Here is a 13,039-nt window from a genome sequence, read left to right as displayed (position 1 = left end):
GCCTAAAGCCCTTCATGATCTAGAGCTTCGTCAAGCTGGTGGTAAGCAAAATCGGCCCACTGCCCTTCGTGATCTAGGTCAGATTGGCTTTGGGTTTGATAATACTGCTGCAATTTCTCGTTGATTTTTTGAACATGCCAGAATCGCAAGGCTTCTTCGATCACCGCTGAGCGATTGTCAGAGACTTGATCGATCGCTTCCAACAAGTCGGCATCAATGGTGACTGAAACTCGACGCTTGTTTGATGAGGTACCCATGGTCTATGCACAGGTTAAGTGTGAGAAAACATATTACTTATTATGCTCTGAAGACCGAACCCTTGTAGGTGCATCCTCTGAGAGGGTGCACCTACAAGGGTTGCCTAACTGCTAAAATCCTGCCGCTACCCGCCGAGAATAAACAAACCCAACATGGTGGCGCTGTTCCAAGCGCTGTGCAGCACCATGGGTGAGATCAGGGTGCGCGATCGCGTATACACAAACCCCAGAATCGCCCCTAGCAGAGTTAGAGGCAGCACCTCCGACAGGCTCAGGTGAGCGGCGGCAAAGATTAGGGCGCTGAGGGCGATCGCCCAGCCCACCGACATATAGCGAGTCAGCGAGGGCAGCAAAAAGCCGCGAAACAGAAATTCTTCAAAGAGGGGCGCGGCGATCGCCGCCGTCAAAAAGAACACCAGCAGCGCCACGCCGTCCTGCTCTTCGAGCACCGTTTGCAGCAGCGGATTGCTGCCTCCCTGCCCCTGCCAGATCTGCTGGTTGAGCAGCGCCACCCCAAACATTAGCGGCACGGCCACAAAATAGCCCCCCAGCCCCCACAGCAGCCCAGTTCCCGAGGGCTTCAGGCTAAACATCTCCTTCGGCACCGGTCGGTAGGAGCGAATCGACCACCACAGCACCGCCAAAGATCCCGCCGCCATCAGCAGGTAGTAGACCAGTGAAAAAATTGCCCGCCCTCGGCTGCTGAGGCTGCCGCTGCTAAAGCCCAACCCGCCCAATACCAACGGCAGCAAGATCTGACCGACAAAGAAAAAGCCGACGATCAGCACCTGCCAAACAATTTCGCCCGTCCAGGGAATTTCCCAGCCACGGTCGGCGTTTTGGCGCAGCACCGACTGGCTGCCCCGCAGCACTCGCTGGGCCACCAGCCAAATGATCAGCCCGATGCCTACAATCGCCCCGAAGGTCGGCAATGCGCCCACCAGAGCCAGTTTGACCAATTTGGCCTGGGCGGTCTCTTGCTCCTGGGTTTGGAGCTGGGTACGATCGCCCTCTCGACCTTCCGCCCCGTAGAGCTGGTCGAGGGCGCGGTACTCAAACCAGCCGTTGAGCGCCTGCTCTAGCCAAGCCTCATCCTCGGGGAGCACGTCACCGTCTTGCCAGAGGCGAATCAGGGTATCAGCAGTGCGCACCACCGGGGCAGGGGCGGTGTCGCTGTCGCGCACCTGTTGCCAACGCTTCAGGGCGGCCTCGGGCTGGCCCTGGTAGGCATCCATCAAGCCCAGTCGCAGGTCGAGGCGATGAATGAGCGCCTGCTGCTGGTCAAAGGCGCTTTGCAGTCGCCGGGCCAAGGGCTTGCCCGCGTTAGTGCCATCGGCGAGGGAATCGGTGGGGGCAGTTTGGGATCGCCAGCGATCCATGCCCTCAACGGCTCCCTCCCGCACCTCCTCATACTGCTTTTTGGCGTTGTCTACAGGGTCTTTGCCCAGCAGGCCCTCGCGGATTACCGGCCACTGATCTTCGGGCAACCCCTCTCCCTTCCAGGCACTGCCCTCTAGTAGCAGGTCGGTTTGATACAGCTGGAGCTGGCTTGCCACCTGGGGTTCATTCCAGCTACTCAGCAGCGATTGCACCACTACCAGCCCCACCAGGGCGGTCACAATTATCAGAAAAAGCCGCTTGAGCGAAAGCCAGGGCTGCATTGAGTCGGATTCAGGGGTCATGGGAAGGCGGTTAAAAGGTCTGTAGCGAAAAACGCTACCCTCCCATTATTCCACTGGGTTTGACTTCGGGTTGAGCCTAGAGGAATAGGCGGTTCCGTTAGCGATGGCGGCTAGCTACTCCTGTGATCGCTTCGGCCAGCCCCGTTTTACCAGAGCCAGCCAAAACACCAGCACTCCCGCCGCGATCAGCGCCATCCAGCGAATGGCGGGAATATCGCTCTGGCGCACGGCGATCGCTACCAACGCCCAGACGAACACTAGGGTAAAGGCGATGTCGCCGCGCTGATAGATCACCACTTCGGCCACAATGGCAGCCACCACAATCATGGCCACCGTCCAGGTCACCGACGAAATGCCCCAACCGCTCCAGCTTGACGCGTAGAGGGCTGAGGCCACGTTGACGATGGTGGCCACCGCAATCCAACCCAGATAGAGACTAAAGGGAATGTGCGCCATCCAGCGACGGCGGCGAGAAACACGATGGCCCAACGCTGGTCGCTGACCATCTAGACCAATATTCAGCGTCAGATAAATGCCAATCAGGGGAACCAAAATGCCCAGCATGGCCAGAATGGACCAGCCAAACTGCTGGAGAGAAAACAGCACAATCCAGATCGTCTGGACCACACAGGCCACAATTAGCAGCTTATTGACTTGCTGAAGCTGAGGCTCCCGTCGCCGCTCAGGGTGAAACTGATAGATCGCGTAGGCAAATAAGCCCAGGTAAATAATTCCCCAGATGGCAAAGGCGTAGTTGGCTGGAGTGATCAGCACCCCCTCCAAAACCGTGTTGGCGATTTGACCCACGTTTTGCCCCCCAGGCGGGAAGCGGTTGAAGAGGGTGTTAAACACCACCGCAGCTGCGATCGCGATCGCAGTGGCAATAGCCAGGCCCGTGCCCGAGTTAGCGCGATTGGAGGGAGCATCCATAGGGAAAACGTAGTAATCGTAGCCCCATACTCCCCCGAGCGGTGCTCAAGCGTCACTACCCTCAGTGAGAGCCAGTGGCTAAACAACCACCGCTGGCCACAGCTTTATTCATCCTCAAGTAGGGCTTCAGCAGCGTCATCAGGGGCTTCGGTATCGTCCTCGGGCTCTTCGACCGTGACAGGGGCACCGTTGATGGCCAGCTTTTCACGCACCTCGGCCTCCACCTTGGCGGCGAAGTCGGCGTCTTCGATCAAGCGCTGCACTGTGTTGTCGCGGCCCTGGCCGACGTTGTCGCCACCGTAGCTATACCAGGCCCCCTTGCGGACAATCACACCGGTTTGCTCGGCCAAATCGACCAGGCAGCCCATGGTCGAAATCCCCTGGCCAAAGAGAATGTCAAATTCGGCAATGCGGAAGGGGGGCGCCACCTTATTCTTAGCCACCTTGACCTTGGCGCGAATGCCGTACTCTTCGGTGCCCTTTTTGAGGGTCTGAATGCGGCGAATGTCAAGGCGCACTGAGGCGTAGAATTTGAGCGCATTACCACCCGTAGTAACCTCTGGGTTGCCGTAGGAGATGCCGATTTTCTGCCGCAGCTGGTTCAAGAAGATCACAGTGCACTGCGACTTGCCAATGCTGCCGGTAATTTTGCGTAGCGCCTGGCTCATCAGGCGGGCCTGCAAGCCCACGTGGGCATCGCCCATTTCACCCTCGATTTCGGCGCGGGGCACCAGGGCTGCTACCGAGTCAACCACCACTACATCGACAGCGGCAGAGCGCACCAGCTGATCGACTATTTCCAAGCCCATTTCGCCCGTGTCAGGCTGAGAGATTAATAGCTCGTCAATATTGACTCCCAAAGCCCTGGCATAGACGGGGTCGAGGGCATGCTCAGCGTCTACAAAAGCCGCTACGCCGCCGTTTTTTTGCACCTCTGCCAGGGCATGAAGAGCGACGGTGGTTTTACCAGAGCTTTCTGGGCCATAGATTTCAATCACTCGGCCCTTGGGCAGGCCGCCCCCTAGAGCCAAATCCAGCGTTAGCGCTCCCGTCGGGATGGTTTCGACCGTCATGCGGCTGGCTTCTCCCAAGCGCATGATGGCCCCTTTGCCAAAGTTGCGCTCAATCTGGCTGAGCACCATGGTCAGGGCCTTTTGCTTTTCGGAACCTGCGTTGTTTTTAGATGCCATAGCTGCCTGGGGGTGAATCGGGTTAGCGGAATGGAGTGGGCCTGGAGCGAGGCCGGGAAGATGACCTTAGTAAACCCCACTTCAGCCTAGAAGGGTAGTCACCCTCAGGGGAAAAACGCTGCAACGAAGTGGGGTCATGACTTTGGCTGTAAGTCCGTTGTCTTCGTTTAATTAGTATAGTACACTTGAACCAAATTGAGCCGCCCCTGATAGATAAGTCAGCGGTTGGACTGACGCGTGGGTTTCGCTTAGCGGAGCGCACAGGCCGGGGTTTCATAGGCGTCGAATGACAGGCTGAAGGGGCCAATACCGATGGATAACAGTCGTTTGATTCATGTTTCGGTATTCCCTGGCTGGGTGGCTGGGGTGACTTATCACCAGGGTTGGGGCTACCGCTGCTGGGTGATTAACCCAGAGATGGCTGTGCTCAATGACGGCGAAACTTACCCTAGCAGCGAGGAGGCGATCGCCGCTGGGCGGCTTTTCATTCACCATTCTCTTGGGGCCGAGCCCGACCGGGGCAGTAGGGGATAATCAGCAGAGCTTCTCTTTAAGCGAGAAGCTCCCGCGTTGGAGAATCCCATGGAATATGTTCTAGCCCAGGCGGGGGTGGCGGTGTTTGCTATCTCTGGGGTGCTGTCGGCGGCCCGGCAGCGCCTCGATATCTTCAGCATTGTGGTGGTGGGGCTGCTGACGGCGATCGGCGGCGGCACCCTGCGGGATGTGATTCTCGATGTGCCAGTGTTTTGGCTAGAGGATTTGACGGCTTTTTGGGTGGCCATGGGGGCGTCGTTTGCCGCATTTATAGGCATTCGCTTCATTCTTAAACTGCCACTGCGCCTGCTGTCGTATTTAGATGCCATGGGCGTGGCTCTGTTTGCGGTGCAGGCGATCGACAAAACCCTAGCCTTTGGGCATTCGGCGGCGGTGGCGGTGGTGATGGGTCTGATTACCAGCATTGCCGGGGGCATTATTCGCGATGTGGTGACCCATCGGCCGACACTGCTGCTGTCGCGGGAGCTGTATGCGACGCCGATTGTGCTGGGCGGCATGCTCTACGTGGCGCTGCTGCACCTGATGCCGTCTCCCTTCTGTCGATTGGTTGCGATGGGGGTAATTTTTGGCATCCGTGCGATCGCCATCCGTTGGCAGCTGTTTTTGCCCCTGCGGCTCACCCTCAAAATCGACTTGGATCAGGAGCAGGGTTAGGCGTTGTTTGGGGCTCTGGAGGGTGTTGGCGCAGCCTCTCCAAAGGAGAATCGCATGCCATCCAAAAATGCCTTTATGCTCTGCTCGCCGCGCTGGGCGTTGCCGGTAGTCAAAAAGTCGAGGGTGGCCCCCTGAAATAGGTGAAACAGCGATCGCGCCACCGCTTCATCGCCTATCAGCACCGTCAGTGATTCAATCCACTGCTGGGTTTCACGCTCCAAAAACTGCTGAGTTTCGGCATCTCCCTGCATGGCCCGCAGGTTGAGATCCATCGTCAGCTTCAGCCAGCCCTGCATCGCTGGGGTGGTAAATTGCTGCCACATCGCCAGCAGAGACTCGGCAACGGTATCGGCATCGGCGACAGCTGTGCTTTGCAGCGACTGTAGCTGTGCGCGCAGACGCACCTCCAGCCGGGCGATTACCTGGCGCTCTAGCTCTTGCTTCGAGCCAAAGTGGTAGACCAGCATGCGCCCGCTGGTGCCGATGCGTTTGGCGATCGCGTTAATGCTAGCGTCTAGCGCACCCGTCTCAATGGCTACCTCCAGGCATTTTTCGAGCAACTCAGCTTTCTTTTGAGGTTCAGTCGGTCGACTCATGTTGACAGTTAGCGTAATAGTTATTACATTTATCATTAACGTAACTGCTATTACGTTAACATCGTTTCATAGGTAACCACCATGAACACAAGAGATCGTTTGAGCCTCGTGTTGGTTGGATTTAGCATTTGGGCAGCGGCCACCATGGCCTACCGGCAGGTGGGCTCGATTTTCTTTGAGCGATCGGTGATGGAATATTGGCTTAACGTTGCTAGCACTGGCGCACTGTATACGCTGGTCTTTGTCGGGCTGATGCGATGGCGGCGCATTGAAACCAAAGACTGGTTACAGGGCGCAATCTGCCTCGCGCTGCCTGGCATGCTAGGGGAAATTCCCATTTTGGCTGGCTTTGCCGAACTGATGAGCAACATGCAGCCCAAAACTGCTGGACGCTACGCGGCATTCCTATTTTCTGGGTACTCGATCTTGCTGGGCTTTGCCTGGTTCAAGGCAGTTAGAGAGGTACGATTGCTTACCTCTGAACGGCTGCACTAAACTAACTGCTCGTCTCGGCAAGGTGCGGTTTGCCATTCCACCTTCGGTCAAGACAAGGGTTTACAATGCCTACCGCAACCTGCCGAGGAGCAAACCTGCCGTTTTTATCAGTCCTAGCGATCTAACCCCTTACCATCCCAGCTCGAAACACCACCATGTCAATAGCAGAGTACATCACTAAAGCGCTGACGACCTGGTCAGTGGGGTTCTTTCCCTACGCTGAGGTTTATGCGGCCGTCGCGGCAGGCATGGCTCTGGGGTTAGACACAGTTTCAGCAGTATTTTGGGGAGTGCTGGGCAATTTTTTGCCTATTCCACTGATGCTGTGGGGCTACGATCGCCTCATGCAGATTCCTCAACCGCGCGCTTGGCTACTGCACCTTGAGAAACGCGGTGGGCAGCGCGTTAGACAAGCTTTTAAGCGCTACGGTGTCTGGTTTCTCATCCCCATGACTCCGCTTTTAGGAAGTTGGACAGTTGCTATTGTTGGTCCGCTTACGGGCATTTCACCCCGGCAACTTTTAGTCTTTTCACTCATTGGCATCACGCTGTATGGCGCTGCAACAGCCGTTGCCATAACTACCGGCATCAGCTGGTTTTCTGCCTCTTAGTTTTTAAGTATCAACCCGACAAGTTGCCTCAAAAGCGCTGAGCGCTTTAGCCACCTCTAGCTGGCCCGCTTTGCCTTGCAAATTTTTAGATATTAGGAGATGTATCGTGCAAAATTCTGAACTTTTTCGCAATCCGTTTGCGTGGTATGCCGAGATGCGCCGCGACAGGCCGGTCTTTTACGACCCAGCGCACCAAAGCTGGATGGTGTTTCGCTACGCCGATGTTAAGCAAGTCTTTTCTGACTGGAAAACGTTTTCATCTAAAATCCCGCAGCCGCCCGAGCAAACCGATTTGACTGAAAGCCTAAATTTCACCGACCCACCGAAGCATAGAGCGCTGCGATCGCTCGTAGCCCAAGTTTTCACCGCCCGACGAGTAGAGTCCCTAGCTCCCCGGATCAAGCAAATTACTCATGAGTTGCTTGACGGGGTTCAGCATCAAGGTGAGATGGATTTTATGCACGATTTAGCGATTCCACTGCCGGTGATTGTGATTGCTGAAATTTTGGGCGTACCGGTAAGCGATCGCGGCGATTTCAAACGCTGGTCAGACGGCATTGTGGTCTACGACAAGGCCGCATTAACCGCCATGGCTGACTACTTTCGGCACCTGCTAGCCGAGCGCCGCAAGAATCCCAGTCAAGACCTGATTAGCGATTTAATTGCGGCCCACGAAGCAGGCGAGACCCTCTCAGCCCAAGAACTCGTGGATTTTTGCATCGTGCTGCTTGTGGGCGGCAACGAGACCACCACCAATCTCTTGGGAAACGCCATGCTCTGCTTTAACGATTATCCAGAGGCTTTCACACAGCTCAAACAAGATCCTCAACTGCTGCCGCTGGCAATCGAAGAGGTCTTGCGCTATCGATCGCCAGTACAGGCTATGGCACGGTTCACTCAGGTCGAAACTCAGCTCCAAGGGCAGACTATTCCAGCCGGGGAAATGGTCACCGTTTGGATGGGTGCGGCCAATCGCGACGAGGCTCGGTTTGAGCACGCCGACGCGTTTGTAGTCGATCGCGATCCCAATCCTCACTTGGCCTTTGGCAATGGCATTCATTTTTGTTTGGGTGCGCCGCTGGCTAGATTAGAGGCCAAAATTGTTTTAAGCGCTGTGCTAGAACGGCTGCCCAATCTTCGCATTGTGCCTAACAGAGAACTGGAGTTTATTCCCTCTGTCGAAGTCCATGGGGTTAAATCTTTGCCGGTGTTGTTCTAATCAAAAATCTAACGACTGGCGACAGAACCGTTTCACGCCTCTATCTGGAGCAAAACTATGGGGATTAATTCCTTCAAGTCATTTTTGGCCCAGCAGTTGGGCGATCCCTCAGGGTGGTTTGGGCGGCTCTTGCTGAAGTTTCTCAATCGCCGCAATGCTGCTCTCAACGACTTAGTTCTAGAGGCTTTACAGCTTCAGCGAGGCGATCGCATTCTCGAAATCGGGTTTGGCGGTGGTGACCTCGTCCACAAACTGGTAGCGACAGGCAAACCATCTCAGGTGGTGGGGGTGGAGCGATCGCCCGACGCTATGCGGCTCTGTGAGCGGCGCTTTCAAGGTCCAATTAACCAAGATCTAGTCGAACTTCACCAGGCCAGTGCCGAGGCATTACCCTTTGCCGATCAGCAGTTCAGCCAGGTTTGCACTGTCAACACCCTATATTTTTGGGCCAACGCGCCCCAGGTACTGGCCGAGTGTCGGCGCGTGCTCAAGCCCGGCGGTCGCTTGGTGATTGGCTATGCGTCAAAGGCCTACTTAGAAGACCAGGGGCTAACCCAGCACGGATTTACCGCCTATGAGGTCGCCCAGGTCGAAGCCCTGCTAACAACGGCAGAGTTCACCGCCGTTAGCACAGTGGCAAGTCAGGCCGATTCACCCGACAGCGTGTTTTGCACTAGCGGGGCAGCTGCGCTCTAAAATATTGATATTGAAGGACCAGCTGGTGATTCACCGGGGCTTCTGGGCCATAATGGGGCCAGCTTTGACTTCTCCCCTGCAATGGCCGACCTGACCCACCGCACCGATTCTCTTGCCTGGCAAATTCGCCAGGGAGGACAAAACGTGGGGGAATGGTTTGAGTACCAGTTTTCTCAGGTCGATATTGACCAACCCGATGTGCCTAATTGGGGCTGGCTCGGCCCACTCGCCGAGGGGCTGTTTTGGCTGGCGATCGCAGCCCTGGCCCTCTGGATAGGCTGGCTGCTCTACCGCGCCATTCTGGCCTATCTCGAATACCGGCAGCGGCGGGTTAAATCAAGCGCGACCCAGTTCTCAACCCCCACCGAGGCCGCTCTCAAACAGGCGGCCCATTGGTGGCGTGAGGCCCAGCGGCTGGCCCAGCAGGGCAACTACGCTGGAGCCTGCCAGGCCCTTTACATGGCGGGTTTAGCGCGGCTCAACGACACTGAGCGAGTGCTTTACCGAGCTAGCCGCACCGATGGCGAATACCTCGACTGCATCGCTGCTGACCCCAGCCGCCCCTATGAGCTGCTGATTCGCACCCACGAGCGCATTACCTACGGCGAGGCCCTGGCAACAGAGGAAACCTACCAGCGCTGCCGCCGCGCCTACCAGGAGATCGCCCAATCGTGACGCGACCGCTCCCCCTCAACCGCCGCAGGTGGATTTTGGCATCGCTGAGCCTGGCGCTGCTGCTGGGGCTAACGCTAGTTAGCGCTCCCGCCACCAGCCATTCAGATAGTGGCTCGACCTGGCACCGAGGTCCGGCAGGCTATAGCACCTGGTACAGCTCCCTAGAGCAGCAGGGCATCACCGTGCAGCGCTGGCAGCGCCCAGTAGACGATTTGCTCCAGCAGCTCGGCGAGGCCGAGGAATCCTCAGTTACCCTAATTCAAAATCGGGCAGCCATCCCCGAAACCCTGGTAGTGGTGCTGCCGGGGTTTATCGACGAGCCAGGTCTATCGGCCCTGCTGCCCTGGATGCCCGACTGGATAGAAGCCGGTCATCGGCTGGTGGTGCTGGGCATTAAAGTGCCAGCGACGGCAGCCCCCTTCTCCCAAACCCTGACCAGCGAAGCCGGCCCGGTAAAGGTTGACACTCGACGCCGCTACAGCCAAGGGCCAAAGCTGGGCGTTGGCCTCGAAGACGAGTTTGGGGCGGTGGTCTGGCAGCAGGCCTTAGCCTCGGGGCAGGTGACGATGGTGGCCACGCCCCACCTAGCCGCCAACGCCTACGCCAACCAGCCGGGAAATTTTGCCCTATTGACAGAGCTGGTAACCAGCGCGGGCGGGCGGGTATGGATCGATGAGTATCTGCATGGGTACCGAGATGAGGAGGCGATCGCCACCGAGGTCGGCAGCGACGACGCAAGCTGGCTCAACTACCTGGCACGCACACCTCTGGCCATTGTGGTGCTTCAAGCCCTGGCGGTAACGCTGCTGGCGCTGCTGGCCCTCAACCGCAGACTGGGTCAGCGGCAAACCCTGCCCGCGCTACAAGTAGACAACAGCCGAGCCTACATTCACGCCTTGGCTGGGGTATTGCACAAGGCAGGCAGCCGCGACTTTGTGGTGCAGACCCTGAGCCAGGCTGAGCGCATTCGCCTGCAGAAATCGCTGGGGCTGGGCAATACGCTGCTGCCGGTAGATCAACTGCAAGCCGCCTGGAATGCCCAGACGAACCTACCCGCCACTGACTTGGCGGCAATTCTGAATCCCCCTACCCTCAAAGGCGAAAGTCAGCTGCGCGACTGGCTCAAGCGGTTACAATCCCTTCATTACCCCGGCAACACCACAGGAGACACCAGCGGGCCATGACCGAGCGCCAAACTGATCGACAGAATGATCTCCAGGGGGCGATCGCACGCATCGGCAAAACCCTCAGCGGCGTGGTGGTCGGGCAAGAACCCCTGGTGCAGGAGCTGTTGGTGGCCCTGCTGGCGGGGGGGCACGTCATTCTCGAAGGAGTACCCGGCACCGGCAAAACCCTGATGGTGCGCGCCCTGTCGCGGTTGATCCAAGCCGACTTTGGCCGCATTCAGCTCACCCCTGACATTCTGCCGTCGGATATCTCGGGCACCAACGTCTTTGATCTCACCAGCCGCACCTTTACCCTCAAAAAAGGCCCGGTGTTCACCCAGGTTCTTTTGGCGGACGAAATCAACCGCACCCCGCCCAAAACCCAATCGGCCCTGCTCGAAGCCATGGAAGAACAGCAGGTGACGCTAGATGGCACCAGCCATCCTTTACCCGACCTGTTTTGGGTAGTGGCTACCCAGAACCCGCTGGAGTTCGAGGGCACCTATCCCTTGCCCGAGGCCCAGCTCGATCGCTTCCTCTTCAAGCTCGTGGTCGGCTATCCGGCCCCAGCGGCAGAAAAGCAAATGCTGCTCAATGCCCAGTCCGGGTTTGAGGCCAAACGGCTGGATATTGGCCAGCTTAAACCGATCGCCGCCGCCAACCACATTCTCGCCGCTCGTCAGGCCGTCAAAGCCATGACCGTTCAGGAAAATATCCTCGACTACCTGCTGGCCCTAGCTCACAAAACCCGCCAGCACGCCGACCTAGAGCTGGGCACCTCCCCCCGATCCACCGTGCAGTGGCTGGCCGCTAGCAAAGCTCACGCCTGGATCAACGGGCAAGAATTTGTCACCCCCGACAACGTCAAGGCCGTGGCCATGCCCTTGCTGCGCCACCGATTGATGCTGGAGGCCGAGGCGCAACTGGATGGGTTAACCTGCGATCGCGTCATTCAGGGCGTACTCGACAGCGTAGCGGTGCCTCGCTAATGGCAATCATCCCCACCGGGCGCACCTACGGATTACTGCTGGGGGGTGGGCTCGTCGTCACCCTGCTCACCAATTTTTTTGACAGTCCCAACCGGCTTATCGTGGCCCTGCTCGCCCTGCTGTTGTTCAATGTCGCAGTCATAGCCGTGATGTTTTGGGATGGGTTCCGAGTCAAATCTCGTCTTGCCACAATCAAACGGGATCCGCTCCACCGCCTATCGATCGGACGCGATAACCCTATTTCTTTACATGGGGAATCTTCTACTCCTGTGCGCCTGCGTCTGTTCGATAACTACCCCACCGCCTTTGACGGCACCACCATGCCTCTGGCGATTCACCTCAGCGGCCGGGAACCCGAAACGCTCACCTTTACCGTCAACCCCAAGCAGCGGGGCAAATATCCTTGGGGCGACCTGCAAATCCAGCAGCGCAGTCCCTTAGGCCTGGCCTGGGCAGACTGGACGATACCCGCTACCGAAACTGTCGCCGTCTATCCCGATCTAATCGGCCTCAACCAGCTTTCCGTCAAACTGGCCCTGCAATCCACCGGCACCCTTAAACAAAAGCGGCGCATGGGTGTGGGCACCGAGTTTGCTGAGCTACGCGAGTATGGCACCGGCGACGACCCCCGTTTCATCGACTGGAAGGCCACCGCCCGCCTCAGCCAACCTCTAGTGCGGGTACTAGAGCCAGAGCGCGAGCAAACGTTATTAATCCTTTTAGATCGCGGTCGCTTGATGACCGCCCAGGTGCAAGGACTCAACCGCTTCGACTGGGGCATGAATGCGGCACTATCGCTGGCGCTGGCGGGGGTGAGCCGGGGCGATCGCGTCGGTCTGGGCATATTCGATCGCACCCTGCACACTTGGCTCCCTCCCAAGGGCGGGCGAGCCAACTTTCAGCAGATGATCGATCGCCTCACCCCCATTCAGCCCGTGCTCGAAGAATCTGACTATCTGGCTGCCGCCACCCACGCCGCCCAGCAGCAGCACCGCCGCTCCCTGGTGGTGCTGATCACCGACATTGTGGATGAAACCGCCAGCGCCGAACTGCTCTCGGCCCTGGCCCGGCTGCGCCCGCGTCACCTGCCCTTCTGTATTACGCTGCGGGATCCGGCGATCGATCGCCAGGCCCACCAGTCCACCACCGAGGTCGATGCCGCCTACCAGCGGGCCGTTGCGTTAGATTTGCTCAGCCAGCGCGAGGCCGCGTTCGCTCGCCTAAAACGGCGCGGGGTGCTAGTGCTCGACGCCCCAGCCCACCAAATTTCAGACCCGCTGGTCGAAAGCTACCTGCGCATCAAAAGCCAGGGCAAGCTATGACA

15 protein-coding genes are annotated in these 13,039 nt (G+C 57.9%); 10 read left to right on the top strand and 5 right to left on the bottom strand.

The features are described from left to right. Window positions 1–2 precede the first annotated feature (2 nt). The 4 genes from H6F59_RS04700 to recA all read right to left on the bottom strand — a co-directional run bounded on the left by H6F59_RS04700 (window position 3) and on the right by recA (window position 4,059). Window positions 3–257 carry a ribbon-helix-helix domain-containing protein gene (locus tag H6F59_RS04700; RefSeq protein WP_190695792.1) on the bottom strand — a complete coding sequence of 85 codons (255 nt, stop codon included), beginning with the start codon at window positions 255–257 and terminating at the stop codon, window positions 3–5. A gap of 125 nt (window positions 258–382) precedes the next feature. Further along, window positions 383–1,939, bottom strand: coding sequence for a CPBP family intramembrane glutamic endopeptidase (locus H6F59_RS04695; protein ID WP_190695790.1), 1,557 nt, complete (start codon window positions 1,937–1,939; stop codon window positions 383–385). Between the two features lie 114 nt (window positions 1,940–2,053). Continuing rightward, window positions 2,054–2,869, bottom strand: coding sequence for a tryptophan-rich sensory protein (locus H6F59_RS04690; RefSeq protein ID WP_190695787.1), 816 nt, complete (start codon window positions 2,867–2,869; stop codon window positions 2,054–2,056). 104 nt (window positions 2,870–2,973) lie between these two features. Further along, the gene (gene recA, locus H6F59_RS04685) at window positions 2,974–4,059 is read right to left on the bottom strand and encodes a recombinase RecA (protein ID WP_190695785.1); all 1,086 of its coding nucleotides are present in this window, start codon (window positions 4,057–4,059) and stop codon (window positions 2,974–2,976) included. A 312-nt stretch (window positions 4,060–4,371) separates the two neighbouring features. Between recA and H6F59_RS04680 the strand changes: the two genes are divergently transcribed. Both H6F59_RS04680 and H6F59_RS04675 read left to right on the top strand, forming a co-directional pair. Continuing rightward, the gene (locus H6F59_RS04680; protein WP_190695782.1) at window positions 4,372–4,593 is read left to right on the top strand and encodes a hypothetical protein; all 222 of its coding nucleotides are present in this window, start codon (window positions 4,372–4,374) and stop codon (window positions 4,591–4,593) included. 48 nt (window positions 4,594–4,641) lie between these two features. Next, complete coding sequence (locus H6F59_RS04675; RefSeq protein ID WP_190695779.1) at window positions 4,642–5,268, top strand: trimeric intracellular cation channel family protein; 627 nt, start codon at window positions 4,642–4,644, stop codon at window positions 5,266–5,268. Here H6F59_RS04675 and H6F59_RS04670 read toward each other — a convergent pair. After that, complete coding sequence (locus tag H6F59_RS04670) at window positions 5,265–5,864, bottom strand: TetR/AcrR family transcriptional regulator (RefSeq protein ID WP_190695776.1); 600 nt, start codon at window positions 5,862–5,864, stop codon at window positions 5,265–5,267. The genes H6F59_RS04675 and H6F59_RS04670 overlap by 4 nt on opposite strands. A gap of 81 nt (window positions 5,865–5,945) precedes the next feature. Between H6F59_RS04670 and H6F59_RS04665 the strand changes: the two genes are divergently transcribed. From H6F59_RS04665 to H6F59_RS04630, 8 genes are all read left to right on the top strand, one after another. After that, window positions 5,946–6,359, top strand: coding sequence for a DUF5367 family protein (locus H6F59_RS04665; protein WP_190695773.1), 414 nt, complete (start codon window positions 5,946–5,948; stop codon window positions 6,357–6,359). 155 nt (window positions 6,360–6,514) lie between these two features. Continuing rightward, entirely contained in the window at window positions 6,515–6,970 is a 456-nt protein-coding gene (locus H6F59_RS04660; protein ID WP_190695770.1) for a small multi-drug export protein, read from the top strand. A gap of 106 nt (window positions 6,971–7,076) precedes the next feature. Next, window positions 7,077–8,189, top strand: a complete 1,113-nt coding sequence (locus H6F59_RS26955; RefSeq protein ID WP_199325606.1) for a cytochrome P450 — start codon at window positions 7,077–7,079, stop codon at window positions 8,187–8,189. Window positions 8,190–8,246: 57 nt separating this feature from the next. Then, a complete protein-coding gene (locus H6F59_RS04650) occupies window positions 8,247–8,885 on the top strand; it encodes a class I SAM-dependent methyltransferase (protein WP_190695766.1) in 639 nt (212 codons plus the stop codon). A gap of 81 nt (window positions 8,886–8,966) precedes the next feature. Next, window positions 8,967–9,560 (top strand): DUF4129 domain-containing protein, encoded by a 594-nt coding sequence (locus H6F59_RS04645; protein WP_190695761.1) that lies wholly within the window; start codon window positions 8,967–8,969, stop codon window positions 9,558–9,560. Beyond that, entirely contained in the window at window positions 9,557–10,744 is a 1,188-nt protein-coding gene (locus H6F59_RS04640) for a DUF4350 domain-containing protein (protein ID WP_190695757.1), read from the top strand. The genes H6F59_RS04645 and H6F59_RS04640 overlap by 4 nt, the downstream gene beginning before the upstream one ends. Next, a complete protein-coding gene (locus tag H6F59_RS04635) occupies window positions 10,741–11,715 on the top strand; it encodes a MoxR family ATPase (protein ID WP_190695755.1) in 975 nt (324 codons plus the stop codon). Before H6F59_RS04640 ends, H6F59_RS04635 begins: the two co-directional genes overlap by 4 nt. A gap of 5 nt (window positions 11,716–11,720) precedes the next feature. Then, a complete protein-coding gene (locus H6F59_RS04630; protein ID WP_397193105.1) occupies window positions 11,721–13,037 on the top strand; it encodes a DUF58 domain-containing protein in 1,317 nt (438 codons plus the stop codon). Window positions 13,038–13,039: the final 2 nt, after the last annotated feature.

Origin of the sequence: Nodosilinea sp. FACHB-141, from assembly GCF_014696135.1 — a bacterium.
Classification (GTDB): Bacteria; Cyanobacteriota; Cyanobacteriia; order Phormidesmidales; family Phormidesmidaceae; genus Nodosilinea.
The sequence above is the reverse complement of the archived record's forward strand: the minus strand, read 5'-3'. Positions and strand labels throughout refer to the sequence as shown.

What these genes read in the sequence shown, in the direction of transcription:
- H6F59_RS04700 (WP_190695792.1), bottom strand. Translation starts at nt 257, where the DNA reads ATGGGTACCTCATCAAACAAGCGTCGAGTTTCAGTCACCATTGATGCC.
- H6F59_RS04695 (WP_190695790.1), bottom strand. Translation starts at nt 1,939, where the DNA reads ATGACCCCTGAATCCGACTCAATGCAGCCCTGGCTTTCGCTCAAGCGG.
- H6F59_RS04690 (WP_190695787.1), bottom strand. Translation starts at nt 2,869, where the DNA reads ATGGATGCTCCCTCCAATCGCGCTAACTCGGGCACGGGCCTGGCTATT.
- recA (WP_190695785.1), bottom strand. Translation starts at nt 4,059, where the DNA reads ATGGCATCTAAAAACAACGCAGGTTCCGAAAAGCAAAAGGCCCTGACC.
- H6F59_RS04680 (WP_190695782.1), top strand. Translation starts at nt 4,372, where the DNA reads ATGGATAACAGTCGTTTGATTCATGTTTCGGTATTCCCTGGCTGGGTG.
- H6F59_RS04675 (WP_190695779.1), top strand. Translation starts at nt 4,642, where the DNA reads ATGGAATATGTTCTAGCCCAGGCGGGGGTGGCGGTGTTTGCTATCTCT.
- H6F59_RS04670 (WP_190695776.1), bottom strand. Translation starts at nt 5,864, where the DNA reads ATGAGTCGACCGACTGAACCTCAAAAGAAAGCTGAGTTGCTCGAAAAA.
- H6F59_RS04665 (WP_190695773.1), top strand. Translation starts at nt 5,946, where the DNA reads ATGAACACAAGAGATCGTTTGAGCCTCGTGTTGGTTGGATTTAGCATT.
- H6F59_RS04660 (WP_190695770.1), top strand. Translation starts at nt 6,515, where the DNA reads ATGTCAATAGCAGAGTACATCACTAAAGCGCTGACGACCTGGTCAGTG.
- H6F59_RS04650 (WP_190695766.1), top strand. Translation starts at nt 8,247, where the DNA reads ATGGGGATTAATTCCTTCAAGTCATTTTTGGCCCAGCAGTTGGGCGAT.
- H6F59_RS04645 (WP_190695761.1), top strand. Translation starts at nt 8,967, where the DNA reads ATGGCCGACCTGACCCACCGCACCGATTCTCTTGCCTGGCAAATTCGC.
- H6F59_RS04635 (WP_190695755.1), top strand. Translation starts at nt 10,741, where the DNA reads ATGACCGAGCGCCAAACTGATCGACAGAATGATCTCCAGGGGGCGATC.